This is a genomic window from Streptomyces sp. B8-7, from assembly GCF_058833805.1.
This window is the reverse complement of record NZ_JBYRRL010000002.1, coordinates 528699-552872: the sequence shown is the minus strand read 5'-3', so window position 1 is coordinate 552872 and position 24174 is coordinate 528699. Positions and strand designations below refer to the sequence as shown.

Genomic DNA, 24174 nt, shown 5'->3' with positions numbered 1-24174 from the left:
AGATGGCGCGACTCGCCCAGACCGCCGGTCTGACCGACGTCCAGCAGGAGATCCTGGCCACGGTCCGCGACTTCGTGGACAAGGAGATCATCCCGGTCGCCACCGAGCTGGAGCACCGCGACGAGTACCCGCAGACGATCGTCGACGGCCTGAAGGAGCTCGGCCTGTTCGGTCTGATGATCCCCGAGGAGTACGGGGGCCTGGGCGAGTCGCTGCTGACCTACGCGCTGTGCGTGGAGGAGATCGCCCGCGGCTGGATGTCGGTGTCCGGCATCATCAACACGCACTTCATCGTGGCGTACATGCTCAAGCAGCACGGCACGCAGGAGCAGAAGGACCACTTCCTGCCCCGGATGGCGGCCGGCGACATCCGCGGCGCGTTCTCCATGTCGGAGCCGGGCCTCGGCTCCGACGTGTCGGCCATCACGTCCAAGGCGGTCAAGGACGGCGACTCGTACGTCCTCAACGGCCAGAAGATGTGGCTGACGAACGGCGGCACCTCCTCGCTGGTGGCCGTTCTGGTGCGCAGTGACGAAGGACACTCCCCCGAGCAGGCGGCCGCCAGGCCGCACCAGTCGATGACCACCTTCCTGGTCGAGAAGGAGCCCGGCTTCGGCGACGTGCGGCCCGGCCTGACCATCCCGGGCAAGATCGAGAAGATGGGCTACAAGGGCGTCGACACCACCGAGCTCATCATGGACGACCTGCGCATTCCGGCGGACCGGGTGCTCGGCGGGGTCACCGGGCGAGGTTTTTACCAAATGATGGACGGCGTCGAGGTCGGCCGCGTCAACGTCGCGGCGCGTGGCTGCGGCGTCGCACAGCGTGCCTTCGAACTCGGCGTCCGGTACGCCCAGCAGCGTCACACTTTCGGCAAGCCGATCGCCCAGCACCAGGCGATCCAGTTCAAGCTGGCCGAGATGGCTACCAAGGTCGAGGCCGCGCATGCCATGATGGTGAACGCTGCACGCAAAAAGGACTCCGGGGAGCGAAACGACCTCGAAGCGGGGATGGCGAAGTACCTCGCCTCCGAGTACTGCAAGGAGGTCGTGGAGGACGCCTTCCGGATCCACGGCGGCTACGGGTTCTCCAAGGAGTACGAGATCGAGCGCCTCTACCGGGAGGCCCCGATGCTGCTGATCGGTGAAGGTACCGCCGAGATCCAGAAAATGATCATTGGGCGCCGACTGCTCGAAGAGTATCGATTCCAGGGCTGATTGTCCGGGGTCGGGGTGTTTTCATCGAGAAGAAGATCACACCCTGTAGGCACTCTTCGGACGCCGACTCGGCTTCCCGGCTTACCCAGTTGTGACGCTTAACCGCTACGATCGCCGGAAAGCCGCCGTCCCCCCTCATGCGCGGCATCATCCGCTACGAAGGTCATCCATGCCCCACAGCCAAACCTCTGCACCAAGCGACCGCCAGGTCGGCGTACGCCTCGCGCGCGGAGCATCGCCGTGGCTTCTCCCGACCGTCGCCACCGCGGCTCTCAGCCTGGCCCGTGCCCGCCGCTCCGGCGTCGCCCGGGCCGTGGCCGTGCCCGCCACCGCTCTCGCGGCGGGCATGCTGTGGTTCTTCCGCGACCCCGAGCGCGAGATCGCCCAGGGCCGGGTCATCTCCCCCGCCGACGGCGTGGTGCAGAGCATCATGCCGTGGAAGGACGGGCGGACCCGGGTCGCGATCTTCATGAGCCCGCTCAACGTACACGTCAACCGCGCTCCCCTGGCGGGCACGGTGACGTCCGTCGAGCACGTCCCCGGCGGCTTCGTTCCCGCTTTCAACAAGGAGAGCGAGAACAACGAGCGGGTCGTCTGGCACTTCGACACCGAGCTCGGCGACATCGAGATGGTCCAGATCGCCGGTGCGGTGGCCCGCCGCATCGTCCCGTACCTGCCGGAGGGCACCAAGGTCGAGCAGGGCGACCGCGTCGGTCTGATCCGCTTCGGCAGCCGCGTCGACATCTACCTCCCCGAGGGCGTCGAGGTCGCGGTCGAGGTCGGCCAGAAGACCGTGGCGGGGGTGACTCGCATTGACCGTGATTGACCCGGAGACCCGGACCGAGTGGGTGCCGGAGGCCGACGAGGCGGACGAGGAGGAGATGCCGCTCTCGCTCCGCCTGTCGATAGCGGACACCCTCACTCTGGGTAACGCCACCTGCGGGTTCATGGCGGTGTACTTCACCACCACCGGCATCCTGATCCCGCACCTCACCGGAAGCCAGGAGTCCGGCATGGCCCGCCACAGCGCGGCCACGGCGGTCATCCTGATGCTCTGCGCGGCGGTCTTCGACCTCTTCGACGGCCTGGTGGCGCGCAAGCTGCGGTCCTCCCCGATGGGCGCGGAGCTGGACAACCTCTCGGACCTGATCAGCTTCGGTCTCGCCCCGGCGTACTTCGTGCTCGTGTACGGCATGGTCGCCGACGACGCCCACCAGCGGGTGGCCGCGGTGGGCGCGATCGTGGTCCTGCTGGCGGTCGTGCTGCGCCTGGCGCGGTTCTCGTGCGTGACGCCGACGAACGGCATGTTCCAGGGCATGCCGTCCCCGTTCGGCGCGCTGACGGTGGTCTCCATCGTGCTGCTGGAGCTGCCCTTCGTGGCGACCCTGCTGGCGATCATCGGCACCGCCTGGCTGATGGTCAGCCGGGTCGAGTACCCCAAGCCGCGGGGCCGCCTCGCGGTGGCGATGCTGTCCTGGATCGTGCTCAGCATGGGTCTGCTGACCGCGTGGGCGTTCGACGCGCCCAGCGGCGAGATCCTCCTCCAGACCGGCTGCGCGCTCCAGCTCGTCACGGGCGCGGTCATCCCGCTGTTCGCCACGGCCCGCCGGGTGAACAACTTCCGCGGCAACCGCCGCGAGGCCCGGGCAGCCCAGCTCCCGTAGCCCCGGTACCCGCGAAGGGCCCGCGCCTGCCTGATGCAGGCCCGGGCCCTTCGTCGTGTCCCCGGAGGCCGGGCCCTCGCCGGACGGCCGACCGCCCGGACGGCCGTCCGGGCCGGCCGCGCGAGGTCCACCACGGTTCGGCGGCGCCCTGAAGGGGCGCGGGCACACCGCGGCCGCTAGGGCGTGTTTCGAAAGTCCCGCCTGCCTGGCGGCGTCTGGCACGCACGCTCGCCGCGTTGTCGGGCTCGCCCCGATACATCCAGTATCGGGGCGACCCTCCGCCTTGCGATCGCACGCACCAGACGCCGCCAGACCTGCCCTTCGGGCAGACGACGCTACTTTCGAAACACGCCCTAGGGCGTGCCGAAGAAGTCCCGCGCGATGGACTCGGCCACGTCCTCCAGCAGGGGGCCGGCCCCGGCGATGCTGCGGGCCGGGTCGGGCTCGACCGCGGACAGCGGGTAGGCCCGCCGGATACCGGCGCGCTCCAGCGCCTCCCGTTCCAGCGCCAGCCGCCCGCACACCGCGACGACCTCCCTGCCCGCGGCCCGCGCCGCGGCCGCTACCCCGGCCGGGGCCTTCCCGTGCAGGGTCTGCTCGTCCAGGGACCCCTCCCCCGTGATCACGAGGGACGCCCGCTCAAGGGCGGGCGCGAACCCCAGCACGTCCAGCATGACCTCGATACCGGGCCGGAACCGCGCCCCGAGCAGCATCGCGCCGAAGCCGATGCCGCCGGCCGCACCGGCCCCCGGTGACGCCGCGTACTCCGCGGCGCGCGGCCCCACCGCCCCCCGGAGGACCTCCGCGAAGTGCGCCAGCGCCGCGTCCAGCGCGCGCACGTCCCGCGGCGTCGCCCCCTTCTGCGGGCCGTACACCGCGGGCGCCCCCTTGGGCCCGGTCAGCGGGTTGTCGACGTCGCTGGCCAGCACCAGGTCCACCGCGGCCAGCCGCGGGTCGAGCCCGGACAGGTCGGCCGTCGCCAGCTCGGCGAGTCCCGCGCCGCCCGGTGGCACCGGCCGTCCGTCGGCGTCCAGGAACCTCGCCCCGAGCGCGGCCAGCATTCCCGCCCCGCCGTCGGTGGTGGCGCTGCCGCCGACGCCGAACACGAGGGTGCCCGCGCCCGCGTCCAGCGCGGCCGCGAGCAGTTCCCCGGAGCCGTACGTCGACGCGGTGAGCGGCGCGAAGACACCCTCCGGCAGCCGCTGCAGTCCGCTCGCCTCCGCCATCTCCACCACGGCGGTGCCCTCGCGCAGCGCGAAGGCCGCCGTGACCTCGTCCCCGAGCGGGCCCTCCACCCGGACCTCGCGGCGTTCGAACCCGGCCGCGACCGCCGCGGCCACGGTCCCGTCGCCGCCGTCGGCCACCGGCAGCGCCTCCACCCGCAGGTCCGGCACGACCCGGCGCAGCCCGGCGGTCACCCGCGCGGCGACCTGCACCGCGGTCAGCGACCCCTTGAACTTGTCCGCGGCCACGAGCACCCCGCGGGTGCTCTCCAGTGCAGCGTCTGCCACCTTGCCATCCCCTTGATCTTCGAGCCTTGCGCACGTCAAGGCAGTCGCGCCGCTGCGACCCTATCCCCGGGGCGGCGCCCCCGCCATGCCCTGCCCGGAGGGTGGAACCAGGGCGGGGCGGGGCGGGCTGGGTACAGTGCGGGGCGGGGCGGGCTGGGTACAGTGCCGTGATGACCACTGGTGACTTCGCCGCGTACATCGCCGGACTGCCCCGTGTCCTGGTGGGTGCCGCCGCCCTGTTCCGGGACGCCGAGGGGCGCGTGCTGCTCGTGGAGCCGAACTACCGCGACGGGTGGGGGCTGCCGGGCGGCACCGTCGAGTCCGACGACGGCGAGACCCCGCGCCAGGGGGCACGGCGGGAGACGGCCGAGGAGATCGGCCTGGACAGGGAGATCGGCCGGCTGCTCGCGGTGGACTGGTCGCACGGTCCGGGGCGCCCGCCGCTGGTGGCGTACCTGTACGACGGCGGGGTGCTGGGCGAGGACGACCTGAAGGCGGTCCGGCTCCAGGAGGAGGAGCTGCTGTCCTGGCGGATGGCGGCCCGTGAGGACCTGCCCGTCCTGCTGCCGGGCTCCCTGGGCGGGCGTGTGCTGGCCGCGCTGGAGGTCCTGGAGGAGGGGTCGGGCCCGGTGGAGCTGGAGAACGGCCGCCGGGTGGGCTGACCACCGGGGCCCGTCGGCCCTCGACGGCCCGGGACGGGGTCTGCCGCTCGCGCAGCGCGTCGTCCCGCTCGACGGCTCCGGCCTCGGTGCGGTGGCCGCCGCGGACGTGGTCGCGGACGACGAGTTCGACGGCGTCCTGCGGGTTGCCGGCACCGGAGAGCACCATCGCCTCCACGGCGAGTCCGGCGGCCGGAGAGACGCTGACCTCGGCTGCCGTGCCAGGACGCCGGCAGCCCCCGCACCCGCGTGACAGCACGCACGACCCCGCCGGGGTGCGGTGTGGGGAAAGCCGCTCGCCCCGGGCGGTCAAGGGTCCTACCCTCGGGCGCATGACCAAGCCCCTCGTCGCGATCCTCAGCGGCGCCGGTATCAGCACCGACTCCGGGATCCCCGACTACCGCGGCCCCAACGGGCTGTGGCGCACGGATCCCGAGGCCGAGAAGCTCGTGACCTACGCGTACTACATGGGCGACCCGGAGATCCGGCGGCGTTCCTGGCAGATGCGGCGCGGGAGCCGCACGCTGCGGGCCGAGCCGAACGCCGCGCACCGCGCCGTCGCCGACCTGGAGAGGGCCGGGGTCCCGGTGCGGGTGATCACCCAGAACGTGGACGGGCTGCACCAGCTCGCCGGGATGCCCGCCCGCAAGGTGCTCGAACTGCACGGCAGCGCGCGCAGCGTCGTGTGCACCTCGTGCCGGGCGCGCGGTCCGATGGAGGACGCCCTCGCCCGGGTGGAAGCCGGCGAGGAGGACCCGGCGTGCCTGGGGTGCGGCGGCATCCTCAAGTCGGCGACGGTCATGTTCGGCGAGCGTCTCGACCCGCAGGTCCTCGGCGACGCCCTGGCCGTCACCAAGGCCTGCCGGGTCTTCGTCGCCGTCGGCACCAGCCTCCAGGTGCAGCCCGCCGCCGCTCTGGCCGGTCTGGCCGCCGACCACGGTGCCCGCCTGATCATCGTCAACGCCGAACCGACCCCGTACGACGACCGCGCCGACACCGTCGTACGGGAACCCATCGGCACGGCGCTCCCAAAACTGCTGCGCGAGCTGGCGGCTCCGGGCTCCGGTACGGCCCCGGCCGGCTGACCCGGCCCCGACGCGCGCGGCGGCCGGGGTGCACGGGGCGCTAGGGCGTGTTTCGAAAGTCCCGCCTGCCTGGCGGCGTCTGGCACGCACGCTCGCCGCGTTGTCGGGCTCGCCCCGATACATCCAGTATCGGGGCGACCCTCCGCCTTGCGATCGCACGCACCAGACGCCGCCAGACCTGCCCTTCGGGCAGACGACGCTACTTTCGAAACACGCCCTAGAACAGTGCGGTGCCCCGTTCGAAGTCAAGGAGCCGCTGCTTGCGGTCCAGGCCGCCGCCGTAGCCGGTGAGGCTGCCGTCGGCGCCCACCACCCGATGGCAGGGGACGATGATGCTGACCGGGTTCCTGCCGTTGGCGAGGCCCACCGCGCGGGAGGCCTTGGAGTTGCCCAGGTCGTCGGCGAGCCGGCCGTAGCTGCGGGTCTCGCCGTAGGGGATGCGGACCAGCCGTTCCCACACCGAGCGCTGGAACGGGGTTCCGTGCAGGCGCAGTTCCAGGGTGAACTCCTTCAGCTCGCCCGCGAAGTAGGCGGTGAGCTGCTCCTCGGCCGGTCCGAAGGGCGCGTCGTCGAGCGGCCCGAAGGTCTCCTCGGCGGGCCGGTGGCGCTGGTCGGTCATGTAGAGGCCGCACAGGACGCCGTCGTCGGCGACCAGGGTGAGCGGCCCGTAGGGGCTGTCGATGACCGTGTGCTGCTTCATGGTGGTGATCCTCAGACGGGAAGGAAGTTGATCGGGTGGTGGTCGGTCGCCCACAGGTACTGGACGGCGTAGGCCCGCCAGGGGCGCCAGAGGGCCGCGCGGGCGGTGAGGGCGGCCGGTGTGGAGGGCAGGCCCAGCTCCTGCGCGGCACGGCGGATGCCGAGGTCGGTGGGGAGGAAGGCGTCGGGGTCGCCGAGGGCGCGCATGGCGATGACGTCGGTGGTCCAGGGCCCGAAGCCGGGCAGGGACAGCAGCCGGGCGCGGGTCTCGGCCCAGTCGCTGTCGACGCCCAGCCGCAGCGAGCCGTCGGCGAGCCGGCCGACGAGGGTGGTGAAGGTCTGCCGGCGGGTACGGGGCATCGCCAGCGACCCGGGGTCGACGGCGGCCAGCGCGCCGGGCGTGGGGAACAGGTGGGTGAGCCCGCCCTCGGGGTCGTCGACGCGTTCGCCGTACGCGGTGACCAGCCGGGCGGCGTGGGTGCGGGCGGCGGCGGTGGAGACCTGCTGGCCCAGGACGGCCCGGACGGCGAACTCGGCCTCGTCCACGGTACGCGGCACCCGGCGGCCGGGCGCCTTGTCCACCAGCGGGGCGAGCAGCGGGTCGGTGCGCAGCTGTCCGTCCACGGCGGCCGGGTCGGCGTCGAGGTCGAGCATGCGTCGGCACCGGCTGATGGCGACGGGCAGGTCGCGCAGGTCGCTGAGGCTGAGCCGGCAGGAGACGTGGTCGGGGCGCGGGCCGAGCGCGGCGATGCCGTGGCCGTAGGGCAGCCGCAGCGTCCGGCGGTAGCTGCCGCCCGCGCCGTCGGGCCCGGCGGGGACCCACTCCTCCACTCCCGGTACGGCGGTGGCGACGAGGTGCCCGAAGAGGTTGTCGGGGTTGAGCGGGGCGCGGAACGGCAGGCGCAGGGTGAGCACGCCGTTCTGGCGGCCCGCCCGGGGTGCCCGGGTGCGCAGGCCGGTCGGGGTGAGTGCGTACACCTCGCGGACCGTGTCGTTGAAGGTGCGCACCGAGGTGAAGCCGGCGGCGAACGCGATGTCCGCCATGGGCAGGGCCGTCGTCTCGATCAGCAGCCGGGCGGTCTGGGCGCGCTGGGCGCGGGCCAGGGCGAGGGGGCCGGCACCGAGCTCGGCGACGAGCTGGCGTTCGATCTGCCGGGCACTGTAGCCGAGCCGGGCGGCGAGGCCGGACACACCGTCGCGGTCGACGGTGCCGTCGGCGATGAGCCGCATGGCGCGGGCCACCAGGTCGGCGCGCCGGTTCCACTCCGGGGAGCCGGGCGTGGTGTCCGGCCGGCAGCGCTTGCAGGCCCGGAACCCGGCCTGCTGACAGGCGGCCGCGCTCGGGTGGAACACCATGTTCTCGGGTCTGGGCGGCACCGCCGGACAGCTGGGCCGGCAGTAGATGCCGGTGCTCGTCACCGCCGTGAAGAACCAGCCGTCGAAACGCGCGTCCTTGCCCTGGACCGCGCGCACGCAGTGCTCCCGGTCGGTGTGCATCGCGTTCTGCATACGTCCAGCATCCCGGACCCGGCACCCCGGGTCTGGCGAGTTTCCGACATCGACCTCGCCCGCCCTGCACCGGTCCGGTTCGCCGTCGCCCGGGGCGGCGGGGCCGCCTCGCGGGACCGCCGCCCGACAGCCCTGGCGGCCCGCGCGGGCATCGGGCGCGACGCCGGTGCACAGCCGACGGGCCCGTCCGGGCCGCGGCGGGGTGCAGCGCCCGGGTGGGCCTGTGGGTCAGCCCGCGACCCAGGTGGTCGCCTCCGCGCGCTGGGCCAGCGGGAACGTCCGGGTCTCTCCCGGCGTCATCCAGCCGAAGAGCGCCGTGAGGTGGCTCATCCAGTCGAGGTCGGTGACCAGCGCGATGCGCTTCCAGGAGCGCAGGTGTTCGACGCCGACCTTGAGGTCCTCCCACATCGCGCCGCCGGACATGCCGCCGAAGTCGCGGACGACGAGCAGGAACCGTACTTCGCCCGAGGCGGCCGCGCCGGTGAGCGCGGGCAGCACCGTGTCGCGGTAGTCCTGCGCGGAGATCCTCCCGGTGGCTTCGAAGCCGATGACGCCGTCCGGCATCCCGTCGAGCCTGCTGATCATGATCGCTCCTCTCGGGTGGGGTGTCAGCCTGTCTGAGCGGTGCGGCTGGCCAGCGCCCAGATGACGAACACGTCGATCGCCATCATCACCACGGACCACACGGGCGCGTACGGCAGGAACAGGAACTGGGTGACCAGGCTGAGCGCGGCGAAGAAGATGCCGGCGAACCGGGCCCACGGGGCAGCCCTGAGCAGCCCCGCCCCGGTGACGGCGACGAGCACTCCCACGACGATGTGGATCCAGCCCCATCCGGTGAGGTCCAGCTCGTAGACATAGGTCCCGATGCGGGCGTACACGTCGTCCTCGGCGACGGCCGCGATGCCCTGCAGGACGGCGAGCACGCCGCCGCAGAGCATCAGCACGCCCGCGAAGAGGACTCCGCCGGTCACCCACGGGTCCGGGCCGGCCGGTCCGGCGGGCGGTGCCCCTCGGCGCCCCGCGCTCCAGGCGGAGCCGATCTCGCTGTCCGGCCGGCCCTCGGGCCGTCCTTCCTGCTGGCTCATGGTCGCGTCCCTTCGGTCGCCCCCTCGTGCGGACCCCCCTCGTGCGGCCCCCCGTCACCCGCCCCCTCCTGCGGGCCTCCTCCCCCGGCTCCCGGGCCGTCCCCCTCGCCCACCGCCAGGAAGTCGGCCACGCTCAGCGCGAAGAGCAGCGTGAGTGCCAGGCCGACGACGACCCAGCCGGTCGGGTAGGACCACAGGACGTAGGCGAGGACGGCGGCGACGACCAGGATCCAGGTGATCCAGGTGCGGTAGCGGAGCACGAACGGGCCCACCGGCCCGGTGCGCATGCCCAGTTGGTCGGCGGTGCCGCGGCTGGCGGTGATCCCCGAGTGCCACATCTGGCGCAGCCCCCTCGCCCAGCGGCCGGGTCCGGACAGCCAGGCCGCCACGGCGATCACCACGCCCAGCGCCACCACCGCGCGTACGGCGGTCCGCAGGTAGCGGATCAGCGTGTCGTAGAGGGCGCCGGCGGCCGGCTGGTCCACGTCGGAGGGCAGGGCGTCGAGGTAGACCCCGCGGAACACGGTGAGGGCGACACCGAGGACGAGCGCGGCGAACGCGACGCACAGCGAGGCGGTGATCAGGGCCGTGCGGCGGTGCGCGGACAGCAGCACCCCGGCCGCGATCAGCAGCACCGCGATGACGGGCAGCCAGAACCCGGCCAGCTCCAGCAGCCGGACATAGGTCCTGATCTTCCCGATCTCCTCGGACTCCACGACGGTGAACCGGGCGTGGATCGTGGGGATGTTCGCGGCCACGGTCAGACCCGAGTCGACGAGCCGCTGCTTGACCTGCTCCACGAGGGGTGCGAGGTCCACGGTCACGGTGTCGTCGGTGAGCTGGACGGTGCCGTCGCCGCCGCCGGTGAGGGCCTCGTCCACGGCGGCGTGGACACGGCGGTTGGCCTCGGTCCAGATCCGTTCGAAGGCGTCGGAGGCGACCACGGCCCGCGTCCTGTCGCGGACGAAGCTGGCGACGGCGCCCTCCAGGGAGTCGCCCAGCCGGCCCAGGGCCTTGTCCACCAGGGGCCGGTCCGCGGGGGCCACGCCCTGGAGCAGGGCCGGCAGGTCCAGGTGCTCCATGACGGCGTCGGTGACCCGGTCGGCGACGGCGTTCTGCACGGCCTCGTCGCGGGCCAGCGGCGCGACGGTGTCGACGTAGCGGTCGGTGTCGCCGATGAACTCGGCGCTCCAGGCGGCCACCAGACTGAACGGCGCGAGGACACAGCCCAGCACGATCAGCACGGCGGCGAGGAACGACCTGACGCGGTGGCGGGGCGGGCGGGTCTGCTCGGCCTCCAGCATCTCGACGCGGGCCCGCAGCCGCTCCAGCTCGCTCTGCCCCGCCGGGGGCCGGTCGTCCGCCATGGCCGCTCCCTCGCTTGCGCCGGAGTGACCCGACGCAGCAAGGACAACCCGTCCAGGGGGCGGCGGCGAACGCTGCCGGGCCGTTCGGGTGAGCGGCCCCGCCCCCGCCTCACATGTTGATCATGTGTCCGGCCAGGCCGTGCACGGCCTCCTTGACGGCCTCGCCCAGGGTCGGGTGGGCGTGCACGTTGCGGGCGACCTCGTGGACGGTGAGGTCCCACTGCTGGGCCAGGGTCAGCTCCGGCAGCAGCTCGGTGACGTCGGGGCCGACGAGGTGGCCGCCGATCAGCTCCCCGTGCGTGGCGTCGCTGATCAGCTTGACGAAGCCGGTGGTGTCGCCGAGGCCGTGGGACTTGCCGTTGGCGCTGAACGGGAACTTGGCGACCTGCACGTCGTAGCCGAGATCACGGGCCTGGGCCTCGGTGTACCCGAAGCTGGCGATCTGCGGCTGGCAGTAGGTGGCGCGCGGGATCATCGCGTAGTCGAGCTCCATCGTCTCGGCGTCCGCGAGCGTCTCGGCGGCGATCACGCCCATCGCCTCGGCGGCGTGCGCGAGCATCAGCCTGGCCGTGACGTCGCCGATGGCGTAGAGGTGCGGCACCGAGGTGCGGCAGCGGCCGTCGACGTCGATCGCGCCGCGCTCGGTGAGGCGGACCCCGGTCTTGTCCAGGCCGTAGCCCTCCACGTTCGGCGCGAACCCGATCGCCTGGAGCACCTTGTCCGCCTCCAGCACCTGCCGCGCGCCGTCCTTGCCGGTGACGGCGACCCGCACCGTGGCGCCGGACTCGTCGATGCCGTCGACCCGGGTGGAGGTGAGCACGTCGATGCCGAGCTTGCGGTACTGGCGGGCGAGTTCGGCGGACACCTCGGCGTCCTCCAGGGGCGCCATGCGGTCCAGGAACTCGACGACGGTGACCTTCACCCCGTAGTTGTGCAGGACGTACGCGAACTCGATGCCGATCGCGCCCGCGCCCGCGATCACCACCGACCCGGGCAGGTCCTCGGCGAGGATCTGCTCCTCGTACGTCACCACGCGTGCGCTGCGCTTGGTGCCCGGCAGCAGCTTGGGGGTGGCGCCGGTGGCGATGATGCAGTGCGTGAAGCCGATGGTGCGGGTGTCGCCGTCGTAGCCGGCCACCTGGAGGGTGTGCGCGTCCAGGAAGGTGCCGCGGCCGTCCAGCTCGGTGATCTTGTTCTTCTTCATCAGGTAGTGGACCCCCTTGACCCGGCCGTCGGCGACCCTGCGGCTGCGCCGGAACGCCTCGCCGTAGTCGAAGGAGACCTCGCCGTCGACCTTGATGCCGAAGGTCCCGGCCTGGTGGGTGAAGATGTGCGCCAGCTCGGCGTTGCGCAGCAGGGCCTTGGTGGGGATGCAGCCGACGTTCAGGCAGACGCCGCCCCAGTACTTCTCCTCCACGACGGCGACCTTCTTCCCGAGCTGGGCGGCGCGCACGGCGGCGACATACCCGCCGGGGCCCGCGCCGAGTACGACGACGTCGAAGTGCTCGTCCTGCTCGTGCATGGCTGGTCCTCTTCGGTGACGTGGCAGCGGCTGTCCGCTCGGTGCGCCTCAGATTGTTTCGCCCGGCCCGGCCCGCCGCCACACGGCCCCGGCAAAGGTGATCACCCTCACCGGGCGGGGTGGGACCGGTCCCGGGCCGCGGGCCGGTCCCGGGCCGTCCCGTCCGCGGGCGGGTCAGCGCAGCTGCGCCGCGAAGGCCTCGTAGGCGGGCGCGTCGAAGAGGACGAACCGGATCTCCGCCACCGCGGTGTCCGCGGCCCGGACCGCCGCGACCGCGATACGGGCGGCGTCGTCCACGGGCCAGCCGTAGATGCCGGCGGAGACGGCGGGAAAGGCGACGCTCCGGGCGCCCAGCTCGTCGGCGACGCGGAGCGACTCGCGGTAGCAGGAGGCGAGCAGCGCGGAGCGGTCCTCCTCCCGGCTGTAGCGGGGGCCCACGGTGTGGATCACCCACTCGGCGTCCAGTTCGCCGGCGGTCGTGGCGACGGCCCGGCCGGTGGGCAGGCCCTTGCCGTAGTGTCCGGCGCGCAGCCGGCGGCAGTCCGCCAGAATGGCCGGACCGCCGCGGCGGTGGATCGCGCCGTCGACGCCTCCACCGCCGAGGAGCGAGGAGTTGGCCGCGTTGACGATGGCGTCGGCGGTCTGCCGGGTGATGTCGCCCCGGACGAGCGCGATGACGGTCATGACGACTCCCTCCTGTCCCTGGACCGGACCCCTGCCGGCCTCTGCTGGTCTTTCAGTGGCTCTCGGCCCCCCGCGAGGTCTTCTGCCTCCCGTTCAGGTCCGGCGCAGGGCGCGCCAGACCTCCTTGGCCGCGTTGTGCCCGGACATGCCGTGTACACCGGGGCCGGGCGGGGTCGCGGAGGAGCAGAGGAACACGGCCGGGTGCGGGGTGCGGTACGGGTACAGGGACAGCCGCGGGCGCAGCAGGGCCTGCAGGCCGGTGAAGGCGCCGCAGGCGATGTCGCCGCCGACGTAGTTGGCGTTGCGGGCGGCGAGTTGGGGCGGGCCGGCGGTGGCGCGGGCGAGCACGCGGTCGCAAAAGCCCGGTGCGAAGCGCTCCAGTTGGCGTTCGACGGCGTCGGTGAGGTCACCCGTCCAGCCGTTGGGGACGTGTCCGTACACCCAGAAGACGTGCTGTCCGGCCGGGGCGCGGGTGGGGTCGACCACACTGGGCTGCACGGTGATGAGGAACGGCACCTCGGGGGCGCGTTTCTGACGGGACGCCGCACGCAGGGCGGTGTCGATCTCCGCGGCGTCGGCGCCGAGCTGGACGGTGCCGGCGCGACGGGCCTCGGCGGCGGTCCACGGGACGGGCCCGTCGAGCGCGTAGTCGACCTTGAAGACGGCGGCGCCGTAGCGGTAGTGGCCGTAGCGGTCGCCGAGCCCGGCGATCCGGGCGAGAGCGGTGGGCGAGGTGTCGAAGACGTACGCGCGGGCGGGCGGGAGGTCGTCGAGCCGCCTGACCTCGTAGTCGGTGTGGACGGTGCCGCCGTGGGCGCGGAACAGGGAGGCGAGGGCGTCGGACACGGCCTGGGAACCGCCCTCCGCGACGGGCCAGCCGCGGGCGTGCGCGGCGAGCGCGAAGACCAGGCCGACGGCACTGGTCGCGAGGCCGTCGAGGGGGGCGATGACATGGGCGGCGAGGCCGGCGAAGAGGGCCTTGGCCCGCTCGTCCCGGAAGCGGCGGGTGAGCCAGGTGGAGGGCGGCAGCCCCCGCAGGCCGAAGCGGGCCAGCGTGACCGGGTCGCGGGGGAGCGCGGTCAGGGGCAGGGACATGAAGTCCCGCACGAGGGTGTCCCAGTGCGGCAGGAACGGTGCGACGAGTCTGCGGTACGCCCCCGCGTCGCGCGGCCCGAAGGAGGCGGCCGTCTCCGCCACCGACCGGGACAGCACCGCCGCGCTGCCGTCGGGGAACGGGTGGGCCATGGGCAGGTCGGCGTGCAGCCAGCGCAGCCCGTGCCGGTGCAGCGGAAGGGCGCGGAAGGCGGGCGAGTTGACGCCGAGCGGGTGGGCCGCGGAGCAGGGGTCGTGGCGGAAGCCGGGCAGGGTGAGTTCCTCGGTCCTGGCACCTCCGCCGACGGTGTCGCGGGCCTCGAACAGGGCGACGGAGCAGCCTCTGCGGGCCAGCTCGACGGCGGCCGTGAGCCCGTTCGGCCCCGCACCCACCACGACGGCATCGAACATGGACGGCACCTTCGGACTCCTTCGTCAGCCGGCGGCCTCTGGGCCTCAGAATATGCCCCGCAGCCGCGGCACCCTCGCCGAGGCCGCCTCCCGCCCGTCGCCCCCTCGCGCCGCGGTGCCGCCGCACCGCCGGGCGGACGGGACCCCGGCCGCGCCCCGCCGCCGGTGCGGTGCACGGCGCTCCGCACCCGGCCGCCCACCGCACCCGGTCCGCAGACCGCGCCCAGCCACCGGACGGTGCGGCCGGGCCGGGCCGCGACCGCCGGTCAGGCCGGGCCGCCGGTCAGGCCGGGCCGCCGGTCAGGCCGGGCCGGCGAGCAGGGTCCGTACGCGGTGCGCGGTGGCGGTGTCCCGGGCCGCGGTGAAGGGCAGGCTGTTGCCGCCCGTGACCCGGAACGGCTCGCCGGTCAGGGTGAGGTGGGCGCCGCCCGCCTCCTCGACCAGGAGCAGGCCCGCCGCGTGGTCCCAGGCCGCCTCCCAGGAGAAGGCCGTGGCGTCCAGTTCACCGCGGGCCACGGCGAGGTACTCCAGGCCCGCCGACCCGCAGGCGCGCGGCGCCACACCCTCGGTCCACAGGCCGAGCAGGGCCTTCTTCTGCTCGTCGGTGGTGTAGTCCGGGTGGGAGGTGGCCACCCGCAGGGAACGGCCCGGTGCGGGCGCGCCGGTGTGCAGCCGCTCGCCGTCGAGGTAGGCGCCCCGGCCCCGTACCGCGACGGCGAGTTGGCCGCGCGCGGGCGCGTACGTCCAGGAGGCGAGCAGCTCACCGCGCCGGACGAGGCAGACGAGGGTGCAGAAGCCGTCGTCGCCGTGCACGAACTGCCGGGTGCCGTCGACCGGGTCGACGATCCAGACCGGGGCGTCGCCCTGTATCGCCCGGTAGGCGGCGGGGTCGGCGTGCACGGCCTCCTCGCCGACCACGACGGAGCCGGGCAGGAGGGAGCCGAGCGCCTCGGTGAGGTGGAGCTCGGCCTGCCGGTCGGCGTCGGTCACCAGGTCGTGCGGCCCGCTCTTCTGGTCGATCTCGTGTGCGGCGAGCCTCCGGAAGCGGGGCATGATCTCGGCCGCGGCGGCCTCGCGGACCGCCTCCTCCACGTCGGCCGAGCGGCGTGCGAGAAACTCGTCGATGGTTTCCGTGTCTTCGATCATGCCTCCATGAGAGCACGCGCCGCTGACAATCCCCACCCGCCCTGTGTACAAGTGGTGCATTCCAGATGAATTCCAGGTTCGGCTCCGGACGCGCACCGGCGCTCCCCCTCACCGAGGGTGACCGCGCCTCACACGGCAGCGACCCCGCCCCGCCGCCCGCCGGGCATCCGGCCCGCCCGCGCCGCACGCCGCCCGCGCCGGGCGGGGCCGCTCCGACGAGGTTCCGACGGGGTTCCGACGGGGTTCCGACGGGACCACGACCGCCACTGACGGGACATAACGGGACAGACGACCCGTCACCCACTCACCCCCGTCACCGTGCGGGCACACAGCGAGTTGGCACTTCCCCCTCACTGTCCGTCGTGTGACACTGGCGTCCCGTCCGCAGTGCGGACCCCCTCCGCACCGTCCCCCACGGAAAGTGCGCCCGTGCGTTCTCTTCCCCTGCCGCTCGCCCTCACCGCGCGGCTGTCCCCCGTCGTCGTGCTCGCGTGCGCCGGCTGGGCCCTCTCCTCCGGCACCGAGGCCGCGCCGGCCGCCCAGGACCCGCCCGGCCGCGGCACGGCCACGCGGGCGGCGTCCGCGCCCGCGACGGCGGCCGCGCCCCCCACGTACACGGGCGCGCCCGCGCCCTGCACGAGCCTGGCGAAGAAGACGATCACGTCCCTGGTGCCCGCCGCGAAGACCGCGGGCAAGGAGATTCCGTCCACGGACGCGACGTTGCGCCGCACCTGCTCGTGGAACGCGCTCGACGGCTTCGACTACCGGTGGCTGGACGTGTCGTTCGAGGTCATGGAGTCGGACGAGGCCGCGGAGAAGTCCTACCGGAGCCGTCTGGACGCGGCGAAGGGCGGCGGCGACGTCCCCGGGCTCGGCGACAGCGGGTACTCCGTCGTCAACCTCACCACCGAGGACGGGCAGGACACCCGCGAGGGAACGGTGCTGACCCGGTCGCACAACGCGCTGGTGGTGGTCACGTACACCGGCAGCGACTTCGAGTCGAAGAAGGCGCCCGGCACCGACGAGATCAACAAGGGTGCCATCAGGGCGGCCAAGGAGGCGATGGCGGTGCTGGAGGACGGCGCTTCCCGACCGTCACCGTCCTCCGGCTGACCGCCCCTTCGGGGAGGTGCTCCTCAGGCCTTCGCGCCGCGGTGCCGTCCGGTCGCCACGCTCAGCAGCAGGTACAGCAGCATCGACGTGCCGAGCCCCACCGCCCAGCCGTAGTCGGCGAGGGGCTCCAGCGCGGGGACCGGCCGGCCGTCGACGAGCGGCTCGAAGGTGGCCCCGCCGACCGCGAGCACGCCGCCGGCCAGGAACGCCGCGACGGCCCGCCAGTTCCAGCCTCGGTCGTACCAGTAGCGGCCGCCCTCGCGGTAGAGGTCGACGAGGTCCAGGCGGGCACGGCGCAGGATCCAGTAGTCGGCGATGAGGATGCCGGCGACGGTGCCCAGCAGGCCGCCGACCAGGCCGAGCCAGGTGAAGATGTAGCCCTGCGGGTCGGAGTACAGCTTCCACGGGAAGATCAGCACGCCGAGGACGCAGGTGGCGAGCGCACCGGCACGGAAGCTGATCCGCCGGGGCGCGAGGTTGGAGAAGTCGAAGGCCGGTGAGACCAGGTTCGCGGCGACGTTGACGGACAGCGTCGCCACCAGCACGGTGACCAGCGCGAAGAGCAGGCCCACCACGTTGTCGGTCTTCGCCGCCAACTGCACCGGGTCCCAGACGGGTTCGCCGTAGACGGCCTGCGATCCGGAGGTGACGAGCACCGACAGGAACGCGAACAGCGTCATCGTGGTGGGCAGTCCGAGGGCCTGTCCCCACGTCTGCGCCTTCTGGCTCCGGCCGTAGCGGGTGAAGTCGGGGATGTTGAGGGAGAGCGTCGACCAGAAGCCGATCATGCCCATCAGGGCGGGCCAGAACAGCTTCCAGAAGTCGCCGCCCCAGCCCAGCGAGGAGGGCTGGTCGAGCAGCGGGCCGAAGCCGCCCGCCTTGTCGCTCATCCACCACAGCATCACGAACGCCCCGACGAGCACGAAGGGCGCCGCCCAGTTCTCGAAGCGGCGGATCGTCTCCATGCCCCGGTAGATGATCGCGACCTGGATCGCCCAGAAGACGGCGAAGGACAGCCACATCGTCCAGGCGTATCCGCCGATCTTCGCGGTGTCCGTCCAGCCCTCGCCGATGAGTTTGCCCGCCAGGAAGTAGATCGCCTCACCACCGATCCAGGTCTGGATCCCGAACCAGCCGCAGGCCACCAACGCCCTCACCACGGCGGGCAGGTTGGCGCCCCGGACGCCGAAGGAGGCGCGGGCGAAGACCGGGAAGGGGATGCCGTACTTGGGACCGGCGTGCCCGGTGAGCAGCATCGGGGCCAGCACGATGACGTTGGCCAGCGCGATGGTGAGCACCGCCTGCTTCCAGTCCATGCCGACGGCGATCAGCCCGGAGGCGAGGGTCCAGGAGGCGGTGTTGTGGGCCATGCCGACCCACAGCGCGGAGAAGTTGTACGTCGTCCAGGTGCGCTTGGCCACGGGGACCGGCAGCAGGTCCTCGTTGGCGTAACGGCCGCTCGGCGGCGGGGAGTCGGGGGCGATCTCCACCCGCCCGTCGGCGAGGGTGACGTGGCTGGTGGACGGCGTGGCCGTGGGAGCGGTGTCGGTCATGGGCAGGCCAATCGGACGAGGTGGGACGGGGAGAGGCCGTGCGGGTGGAACCGAGGGGGGGTGCGCGGATGCGCCCTGGCCCCCTTCCCGGGACGGCGGGAAGGGGGAGCCTGACCGGCGGGGGACGGGCAGGACGGACGAGGAGGAGCGGGGACGGGCAAGGAGGACCAGGGAAGAGCAGGGAAGAGCAGGGAGGAACATAAGGTGACAGAGAGGGCCAGAGAGGGACAGGGAGGGACAGGGAGGGACAGGGAGAGGCAGGGAGAGGCAGGAAGGGGCAGGAAGGGGCAGGGAGGAACGGGGACGAGGAGGCAACGGCGGGGAGGGGGAGGCGGCGACGGGGTCCGGAAGGGTGCGCGGTGGCCGCGCCGCTCCGCGCGGCGGGGACCGGGCAACCGCCGCGGCCACCTAGGGCGTGTGTCGAAAGTCCCGCCTGCCTGGCGGCGTCTGGCACGCACGCTCGCCGCGTTGTCGGGCTCGCCCCGATACATCCAGTATCGGGGCGACCCTCCGCCTTGCGATCGCACGCACCAGACGCCGCCAGACCTGCCCTTCGGGCAGACGACGCTACTTTCGAAACACGCCCTAGGGGTCCGGTCCCGCCGGTGCGGCCGGCGGCACCAGCGGGACCGGCGGCACCGGCGGGACCAGCGCTGCGGTCAGCCGTTCACGGCCGGGATCACCTGCGTGCCGTACGCGTCGATCACGGCCTCCTGCGCGTCGTGCATGTCGTAGACGGCGAACTGGTCGACGCCCAGCTCACGCAGGGTGTTCATCTTCTCGATGTGCTTCTCGACGGGGCCGATCACACAGAACCGGTCCACGATCTCGTCGGGCACGAACGCGGTGTCGGGGTTGCCGCTGCGCCCGTGGTGGGCGTAGTCGTAGCCCTCGCGGGACTTGATGTAGTCGGTGAGTTCGTCGGGGACCCGCCCGGAGTTCTCTCCGTACTTGGCGACCAGGTCGGCGACGTGGTTGCCGACCATGCCGCCGAACCAGCGGCACTGCTCGCGGGCATGGGCGAGTGCCGCGGGCGAGTCGTCGGCGGTGACGTAGGCGGGTGCGGCGACGCAGACGGTGACCTCGGCCGGGTCCCGTCCGGCGTCGCTCGCCGCGGTCCGCACCGCCTTGATCATGTACTCGGTGAGGTAGGGGTCGGCGAGCTGGAGGATGAACCCGTCCGCCTCCTCCCCCGTCATCCGCAGCGCCTTCGGCCCGTACGCGGCCATCCAGACGGGCAGTTCGGCGCCGGGCCGGATCCACGGGAAGCGTACGGCCGTGCCGCCGCCGAGGTCGGCCTCGCGGCCGCTGCCGAGGTCGCGGATGACCTTCATGGCGGCACTGATCCGGGCGAGGGTGTTCGGTGTGCGGCCGGCCACCCGCATCGCGGAGTCGCCGCGGCCGATGCCGCACACGGTGCGGTTGCCGAACATGTCGTTGAGGGTGGCGAAGGTGGACGCGGTCACCTCCCAGGTGCGGGTGCCCGGGTTGGTCACCATCGGGCCGACCTTCAGCCGGGTGGTGTTGGCGAGGATCTGGCTGTAGATGACGAACGGCTCCTGCCAGAGCACGGCGGAGTCGAAGGTCCAGCCGTGGGTGAAGCCGTTGCGCTCGGCGCGCTTCATCAGGCTGACGACCCGGGATGCGGGCGGGTCGGTCTGCAGGACGAGTCCGAAGTCCATGGGCGCCACTCCTAGTTGAGGTACTGACAGGTGGAGCGCGGGGTGTAGACGCCGTGTCCGGCACGGCCCGTGTACTCCCGCTCGGTGATGACGGGGACGCCCCGCGAGAGCACCGTCTCCACACGGCCGGTGATGCGCCTGCCCTCGTACGCCGAGTAGTCGACGTTCATGTGGTGGGTCTCGGCGGACAGGATCTGCTCGGCGTGCGGGTCGTAGACCACCACGTCGGCGTCGGCGCCCGGCGCGATGGTGCCCTTCTTCGGGTACAGGCCGAACATCCGGGCGGGGGTGGCGCAGGCGATCTCGATCCAGCGGCGCCGGGTGATGTGGCCGTCGAGCACGGCCTGGTGGAGCAGGTCCATGCGGTGCTCCACCCCGGGCAGGCCGTTGGGGATCTTCGAGAAGTCGCCGCGGCCGAGTTCCTTCTGTCCCGCGAAGCAGAACGGGCAGTGGTCGGTGGAGACGACCTGGAGGTCGTCGGTGCGCAGCCCCTGCCAGAGCCGGGCCTGGTGCTCCCGGGGGCGCAGCGGGGTGCTGCACACGTACTTCGCACCCTCGAAGTCCGGTTCGGCGAGGTTGTCGGTGGACAGGAACAGGTACTGCGGGCAGGTCTCGCCGAAGACGTCGAGGCCCTCGTCGCGTGCCCGGGCCAGTTCGGCGACCGCCTCCGCCGCCGAGACGTGCACGACGTACAGCGGGGCACCCGCGACCTGCGCGAGCCGGATGGCGCGGTGGGTGGCCTCGGCCTCCAGCAGGGCCTTGCGGACCTCGCCGTGGTAGCGGGGATCGGTCTGGCCGCGGGCCAGGGCCTGTTCGACGAGGACGTCGATGGCGATGCCGTTCTCCGCGTGCATCATGATCAGGCCGCCGTTCCCGGCGGAGCGCTGCATGGCGCGCAGGATCTGGCCGTCGTCGCTGTAGAAGACGCCCGGGTAGGCCATGAACTGCTTGAAGGAGGTGACGCCTTCCTCGACGAGTTGGTCCATCTCCTTGAGCGTGTCCTGGTTCACGTCGGAGACGATCATGTGGAAGCCGTAGTCGACGGCGCAGTTGCCCTCGGCCTTGGCGTGCCAGGCGTCGAGTCCCTCGCGCAGGCTGTGGCCGACGCTCTGCACGGCGAAGTCGACGATGGTGGTGGTGCCGCCCCAGGCGGCCGCGCGGGTGCCGGTCTCGAAGGTGTCGGAGGCGAAGGTGCCGCCGAACGGCAGCTCCATGTGGGTGTGGGCGTCGACGCCGCCCGGGATGACGTACTTCCCGGCCGCGTCGATCGTACGGTCGGCGGTGAAGGTACGGGCGGCGGGTGTGCCCGCGGCGGCGAGGGCGGCGATGCGGCCGTCCTCGATCAGCACGTCGGCGTGGATCTCGTCGGCGGCGGTGATGACGAGGCCGCCGCGGATGACGGTACGGGTGCTCATGCGTCGTCGCTCCTCACGGGTGTCGGATGCCGGTGGTGCGCGGCCGGTGGCGAGGGGCGGGCCGGCAACCGGGCCGCACGCCGGTCGCGGGACGGGGGGTGCTCCGGCCTGCCGTGCGGCGCCCCGGCAGCCGCACGGCAGACCTGGTCAGGGCGCGGTGAGCGGGCCGTACGCCCCCGGCGCCCGGTCCCGGTAGAACTGCCAGCGGTCGCGGACTTCGCGCAGCTTGGCCATGTCCAGGTCGCGGACGACGAGTTCGGGCTCCTTGCCGCTGGCCACCTCGCCGACGAACCGGGCTTCGGGGTCCACGAAGTACGAGGTTCCGTAGAAGTCGTTGTCGCCCAGTTCCTCCACGCCGACCCGGTTGATCGCGCCGACGAAGTACTCGTTGGCGACGGCCGCGGCCGGCTGCTCCAGCTGCCACAGGTAGGCCGACAGTCCGCGCGAGGTGGCCGAAGGGTTGAAGACGATCTCGGCACCGGCCAGGCCCAGCGCCCGCCAGCCCTCGGGGAAGTGACGGTCGTAGCAGATGTACACGCCGATCCTGCCGACGGCGGTGTCGAAGACGGGCCAGCCGCTGTTGCCGGGGCGGAAGTAGAACTTCTCCCAGAAGCCGCGCACCTGCGGGATGTGGGTCTTGCGGTACTTGCCGAGGTAGGAGCCGTCCGCGTCGATCACGGCCGCGGTGTTGTAGAGGACCCCGGGCTGCTCCTCCTCGTACATCGGCAGGACGAGGACGAGTCCCAGTTCCGCGGCGAGTGCCTGGAAGCGGCGCACGATCGGGCCCTCGGGGATCTGCTCGGCGTACTCGTAGAACGCCGGGTCCTGCACCTGGCAGAAGTACGGTCCGTAGAACAGCTCCTGGAAGCAGAGGACTTGGGCGCCCTGGGCGGCGGCGTCGCGGGCCGCCTGCTCGTGCGCAAGGATCATCGACTCCTTGTCGCCCGTCCAGGCGGTCTGGAAGACGGCGGCGCGGATCACTCGGCTCATCGGGACCTCCGGTAGCTCGGTGTCCGGTGAGCCTAGGCAGTGCGCGGGCCCGCATTGAGTGGCACCGTGTCACGTCTCGGGGGGTGCGGCGTGGCACCGTGTCATCCGGGATCGAGCGCATGTTTCCTCACCGTTCTCCCAGGTCGTCGGGTGTTTCAGCCCTGTTGCGCGTCGTGCGCGAGGAGCGCGATGTGGACGGAGGCGGCCTGCTCGAAGTCGTCGAGGTCGACTCCGAGCCGGGACTGTATGGCCTCCAGGCGGCGGTAGAGAGCGGGCCGGGAGACATGGTGGAGCTGCGCGGTGCGGGACTTGTTGCGGCCGGTCGCCAGATAGGTGCGCAGCACGGCGAGCAGGTCGTCGTCGGCGGTGTGCAGCAGCCCGGCCAGCTCCCGCTCGGCGAAGGACTGCACCTGCGGGTCGTCCCGCAGCAGCCGGACCAGTCCGCGCAGGTGGACGTCCCTGAGGCGGACGACCGGTGGCAGCCGGAGCGCGCCGGAGGAGTCGGCGACGGCGTCCGCGACGTGCCGGGCCTCGCGCAGCCCGGCGGGTACGTCGTCCCAGTCGGGGCGGGCGGCGGCCGCGGCCACCACGGGGGCCGGGTCCGGCCGTTCGGGCGCCGGCGGCGGGTCCGGCCGGCGCAGGCGGTCCGCGAAGTGCCCGGTGAGGGCGTCGGCGTCCTGGTCCCGGGCGAGGCTCAGCAGGACGGCGCTCGCACCGTCGGCGAGTTCGGCGACCAGGCCGGGCAGGCCGACCAGCCGCAGCACCCGGTCGAGCCGGCCGGGCCGGGCGCCGCGCACCACGAGCGGCACGAACGTGCGCCGGTTGACGGGCAGTCCGGCGGCCCGCGCGCGCGGCAGCAGCCGCCGGGCCGGTACGGCGCCGGAGACGAGGTCGGTGAGCAGGCTCTGCGCGGACTGCTCCTCCCAGGAGGACGCGGCGGTGCCGCCGAGCAGGCGGTGCAGCACGAGGGCCTCGGCGGCGCGGTCGGCGAGCAGCCGGCCGGCGGCCGCGTCGCCGCGGAACCCGCACAGCAGGATGCGGCCCCAGCGTTCGCCGCGCCCGCCCAGTTCGGCGCGGATCCAGCCGTCGCCCTCGCTGCGGCCGGCCTGCCGGGCGATGCGCTCCCAGTCGCGCAGGACGTCGTCCACGGCGGGCCGCTCCCCCGCGGTGGCCAGTACGCGGTGGGCGAGGTTGGTGACGACGACGGGGCAGCCGCTGTGCCGGGCGACCTCGTCCAGGAGCCGCTGCAGCGGCTCCCCGGCGGTGATGAGACCGGTCAGGGCGGTGCGTACGGCCTCGGAGAGACTGACGGCGGCGTACTTGCGGCGCACCAGCCGGGACTGGACCTCCTCCGTCAGCTCGGCGAAGGGGAACGGCCGGTGCAGCACGACCAGGGGCAGTCCGCAGCGTTCGGCGGCGCGGCGCATCACGTCCGGCGGGGCGGGGAAGGCGCGGCCGAGTCCGAGGACGACGGCCGCGGCCTCCGCGCGGTGCAGGGAGCGGATGTACTCGGCCTGCTTGTGCTCGTCGCCGGCGAGCAGCACCCCGGTGGTGAGGACCATCTCGCCGCCGGTGAGCATGACGCCGACGTCCGCGGCCTCGGCGACGTGCACCCAGCGCACCGTGCGGTCCAGGTGGCCCGCCCCGGCCACCACCTCGGGCTCCCCGGCGAGGACCCGTTCCAGGCCGAGCACCTGCCGGACCGACAGGGCGGGCTCCAGGGTCTCCAGAGCGGTGGTCATCTCGGCGCTCCCTCGTGTCCGGCGC

Annotated in this window: 21 protein-coding genes; 6 read left to right on the top strand and 15 right to left on the bottom strand. The window is 73.0% G+C overall.

Translation table 11 applies throughout. The features are described 5' to 3' along the window. Positions 1-2 precede the first annotated feature (2 nt). From AC5K6T_RS11115 to pssA, 3 genes are all read left to right on the top strand, one after another. Complete coding sequence (locus AC5K6T_RS11115) at positions 3-1217, top strand: acyl-CoA dehydrogenase family protein (RefSeq protein ID WP_493208037.1); 1215 nt, start codon at positions 3-5, stop codon at positions 1215-1217. Positions 1218-1386: 169 nt separating this feature from the next. Next, positions 1387-2043 carry a phosphatidylserine decarboxylase gene (locus tag AC5K6T_RS11110; RefSeq protein WP_493208035.1) on the top strand — a complete coding sequence of 219 codons (657 nt, stop codon included), beginning with the start codon at positions 1387-1389 and terminating at the stop codon, positions 2041-2043. Positions 2044-2065: 22 nt separating this feature from the next. After that, entirely contained in the window at positions 2066-2881 is an 816-nt protein-coding gene (gene pssA, locus AC5K6T_RS11105; RefSeq protein ID WP_493209290.1) for a CDP-diacylglycerol--serine O-phosphatidyltransferase, read from the top strand. Between the two features lie 353 nt (positions 2882-3234). Here pssA and AC5K6T_RS11100 read toward each other — a convergent pair whose 3' ends face one another. Further along, complete coding sequence (locus tag AC5K6T_RS11100; protein ID WP_493208033.1) at positions 3235-4392, bottom strand: glycerate kinase; 1158 nt, start codon at positions 4390-4392, stop codon at positions 3235-3237. Between the two features lie 170 nt (positions 4393-4562). On the opposite strand from AC5K6T_RS11100, the gene AC5K6T_RS11095 reads away from it, so the two are divergent. Together AC5K6T_RS11095 and AC5K6T_RS11090 are read left to right on the top strand one after the other, a co-directional pair. Then, positions 4563-5054 (top strand): NUDIX domain-containing protein, encoded by a 492-nt coding sequence (locus tag AC5K6T_RS11095; protein ID WP_493208031.1) that lies wholly within the window; start codon positions 4563-4565, stop codon positions 5052-5054. A gap of 329 nt (positions 5055-5383) precedes the next feature. After that, complete coding sequence (locus AC5K6T_RS11090; RefSeq protein WP_493208029.1) at positions 5384-6136, top strand: SIR2 family NAD-dependent protein deacylase; 753 nt, start codon at positions 5384-5386, stop codon at positions 6134-6136. A 217-nt stretch (positions 6137-6353) separates the two neighbouring features. On the opposite strand, the gene AC5K6T_RS11085 is transcribed toward AC5K6T_RS11090, so the two are convergent. From AC5K6T_RS11085 to AC5K6T_RS11045, 9 genes are all read right to left on the bottom strand, one after another. Then, the gene (locus AC5K6T_RS11085) at positions 6354-6836 is read right to left on the bottom strand and encodes a methylated-DNA--[protein]-cysteine S-methyltransferase (protein WP_493208027.1); all 483 of its coding nucleotides are present in this window, start codon (positions 6834-6836) and stop codon (positions 6354-6356) included. Positions 6837-6847: 11 nt separating this feature from the next. After that, a complete protein-coding gene (locus AC5K6T_RS11080; protein ID WP_493209289.1) occupies positions 6848-8332 on the bottom strand; it encodes an AlkA N-terminal domain-containing protein in 1485 nt (494 codons plus the stop codon). Positions 8333-8572: 240 nt separating this feature from the next. Then, positions 8573-8929 carry a SpoIIAA family protein gene (locus AC5K6T_RS11075; RefSeq protein WP_493208025.1) on the bottom strand — a complete coding sequence of 119 codons (357 nt, stop codon included), beginning with the start codon at positions 8927-8929 and terminating at the stop codon, positions 8573-8575. Between the two features lie 23 nt (positions 8930-8952). Next, positions 8953-9432, bottom strand: a complete 480-nt coding sequence (locus AC5K6T_RS11070) for a DUF7144 family membrane protein (protein ID WP_493208023.1) — start codon at positions 9430-9432, stop codon at positions 8953-8955. Further along, on the bottom strand, positions 9429-10799 hold the full coding sequence (locus tag AC5K6T_RS11065) for a hypothetical protein (RefSeq protein ID WP_493208021.1): 1371 nt from the start codon (positions 10797-10799) through the stop codon (positions 9429-9431). Before AC5K6T_RS11065 ends, AC5K6T_RS11070 begins: the two co-directional genes overlap by 4 nt. A gap of 109 nt (positions 10800-10908) precedes the next feature. Then, entirely contained in the window at positions 10909-12321 is a 1413-nt protein-coding gene (gene lpdA / locus AC5K6T_RS11060; RefSeq protein WP_493208019.1) for a dihydrolipoyl dehydrogenase, read from the bottom strand. Positions 12322-12495: 174 nt separating this feature from the next. Then, complete coding sequence (locus tag AC5K6T_RS11055; protein ID WP_493208018.1) at positions 12496-13005, bottom strand: O-acetyl-ADP-ribose deacetylase; 510 nt, start codon at positions 13003-13005, stop codon at positions 12496-12498. A gap of 93 nt (positions 13006-13098) precedes the next feature. Then, positions 13099-14517, bottom strand: coding sequence for a phytoene desaturase family protein (locus tag AC5K6T_RS11050; protein ID WP_493208017.1), 1419 nt, complete (start codon positions 14515-14517; stop codon positions 13099-13101). 291 nt (positions 14518-14808) lie between these two features. After that, positions 14809-15654 (bottom strand): inositol monophosphatase family protein, encoded by an 846-nt coding sequence (locus AC5K6T_RS11045; RefSeq protein WP_493208015.1) that lies wholly within the window; start codon positions 15652-15654, stop codon positions 14809-14811. Positions 15655-16083: 429 nt separating this feature from the next. Here AC5K6T_RS11045 and AC5K6T_RS11040 point away from each other — a divergent pair, with 429 nt between their 5' ends. After that, positions 16084-16767 carry a hypothetical protein gene (locus AC5K6T_RS11040; protein WP_493208014.1) on the top strand — a complete coding sequence of 228 codons (684 nt, stop codon included), beginning with the start codon at positions 16084-16086 and terminating at the stop codon, positions 16765-16767. Positions 16768-16790: 23 nt separating this feature from the next. Here AC5K6T_RS11040 and AC5K6T_RS11035 read toward each other — a convergent pair whose 3' ends face one another. The 5 genes from AC5K6T_RS11035 to AC5K6T_RS11015 all read right to left on the bottom strand — a co-directional run bounded on the left by AC5K6T_RS11035 (position 16791) and on the right by AC5K6T_RS11015 (position 24149). Further along, on the bottom strand, positions 16791-18320 hold the full coding sequence (locus tag AC5K6T_RS11035; protein WP_493208013.1) for an NCS1 family nucleobase:cation symporter-1: 1530 nt from the start codon (positions 18318-18320) through the stop codon (positions 16791-16793). Positions 18321-18979: 659 nt separating this feature from the next. Then, positions 18980-20002 carry a TIGR03842 family LLM class F420-dependent oxidoreductase gene (locus AC5K6T_RS11030; RefSeq protein WP_493208011.1) on the bottom strand — a complete coding sequence of 341 codons (1023 nt, stop codon included), beginning with the start codon at positions 20000-20002 and terminating at the stop codon, positions 18980-18982. An 11-nt stretch (positions 20003-20013) separates the two neighbouring features. Continuing rightward, a complete protein-coding gene (hydA, locus tag AC5K6T_RS11025) occupies positions 20014-21417 on the bottom strand; it encodes a dihydropyrimidinase (protein WP_493208009.1) in 1404 nt (467 codons plus the stop codon). Between the two features lie 147 nt (positions 21418-21564). Further along, positions 21565-22407, bottom strand: coding sequence for a nitrilase-related carbon-nitrogen hydrolase (locus AC5K6T_RS11020; RefSeq protein WP_493208008.1), 843 nt, complete (start codon positions 22405-22407; stop codon positions 21565-21567). 155 nt (positions 22408-22562) lie between these two features. Next, positions 22563-24149, bottom strand: coding sequence for a PucR family transcriptional regulator (locus AC5K6T_RS11015; protein WP_493208006.1), 1587 nt, complete (start codon positions 24147-24149; stop codon positions 22563-22565). Positions 24150-24174: the final 25 nt, after the last annotated feature.

Coding starts and splice junctions, on each gene's coding strand:
- AC5K6T_RS11075 (WP_493208025.1), bottom strand. CDS start 8,929: ATGATCAGCAGGCTCGACGGGATGCCGGACGGCGTCATCGGCTTCGAA.
- AC5K6T_RS11030 (WP_493208011.1), bottom strand. CDS start 20,002: ATGGACTTCGGACTCGTCCTGCAGACCGACCCGCCCGCATCCCGGGTC.
- AC5K6T_RS11095 (WP_493208031.1), top strand. CDS start 4,563: ATGACCACTGGTGACTTCGCCGCGTACATCGCCGGACTGCCCCGTGTC.
- AC5K6T_RS11115 (WP_493208037.1), top strand. CDS start 3: ATGGCGCGACTCGCCCAGACCGCCGGTCTGACCGACGTCCAGCAGGAG.
- AC5K6T_RS11015 (WP_493208006.1), bottom strand. CDS start 24,149: ATGACCACCGCTCTGGAGACCCTGGAGCCCGCCCTGTCGGTCCGGCAG.
- AC5K6T_RS11085 (WP_493208027.1), bottom strand. CDS start 6,836: ATGAAGCAGCACACGGTCATCGACAGCCCCTACGGGCCGCTCACCCTG.
- AC5K6T_RS11035 (WP_493208013.1), bottom strand. CDS start 18,320: ATGACCGACACCGCTCCCACGGCCACGCCGTCCACCAGCCACGTCACC.
- AC5K6T_RS11055 (WP_493208018.1), bottom strand. CDS start 13,005: ATGACCGTCATCGCGCTCGTCCGGGGCGACATCACCCGGCAGACCGCC.
- hydA (WP_493208009.1), bottom strand. CDS start 21,417: ATGAGCACCCGTACCGTCATCCGCGGCGGCCTCGTCATCACCGCCGCC.
- AC5K6T_RS11080 (WP_493209289.1), bottom strand. CDS start 8,332: ATGCACACCGACCGGGAGCACTGCGTGCGCGCGGTCCAGGGCAAGGAC.
- AC5K6T_RS11110 (WP_493208035.1), top strand. CDS start 1,387: ATGCCCCACAGCCAAACCTCTGCACCAAGCGACCGCCAGGTCGGCGTA.
- AC5K6T_RS11090 (WP_493208029.1), top strand. CDS start 5,384: ATGACCAAGCCCCTCGTCGCGATCCTCAGCGGCGCCGGTATCAGCACC.
- lpdA (WP_493208019.1), bottom strand. CDS start 12,321: ATGCACGAGCAGGACGAGCACTTCGACGTCGTCGTACTCGGCGCGGGC.
- AC5K6T_RS11045 (WP_493208015.1), bottom strand. CDS start 15,654: ATGATCGAAGACACGGAAACCATCGACGAGTTTCTCGCACGCCGCTCG.
- AC5K6T_RS11020 (WP_493208008.1), bottom strand. CDS start 22,407: ATGAGCCGAGTGATCCGCGCCGCCGTCTTCCAGACCGCCTGGACGGGC.
- AC5K6T_RS11065 (WP_493208021.1), bottom strand. CDS start 10,799: ATGGCGGACGACCGGCCCCCGGCGGGGCAGAGCGAGCTGGAGCGGCTG.
- AC5K6T_RS11070 (WP_493208023.1), bottom strand. CDS start 9,432: ATGAGCCAGCAGGAAGGACGGCCCGAGGGCCGGCCGGACAGCGAGATC.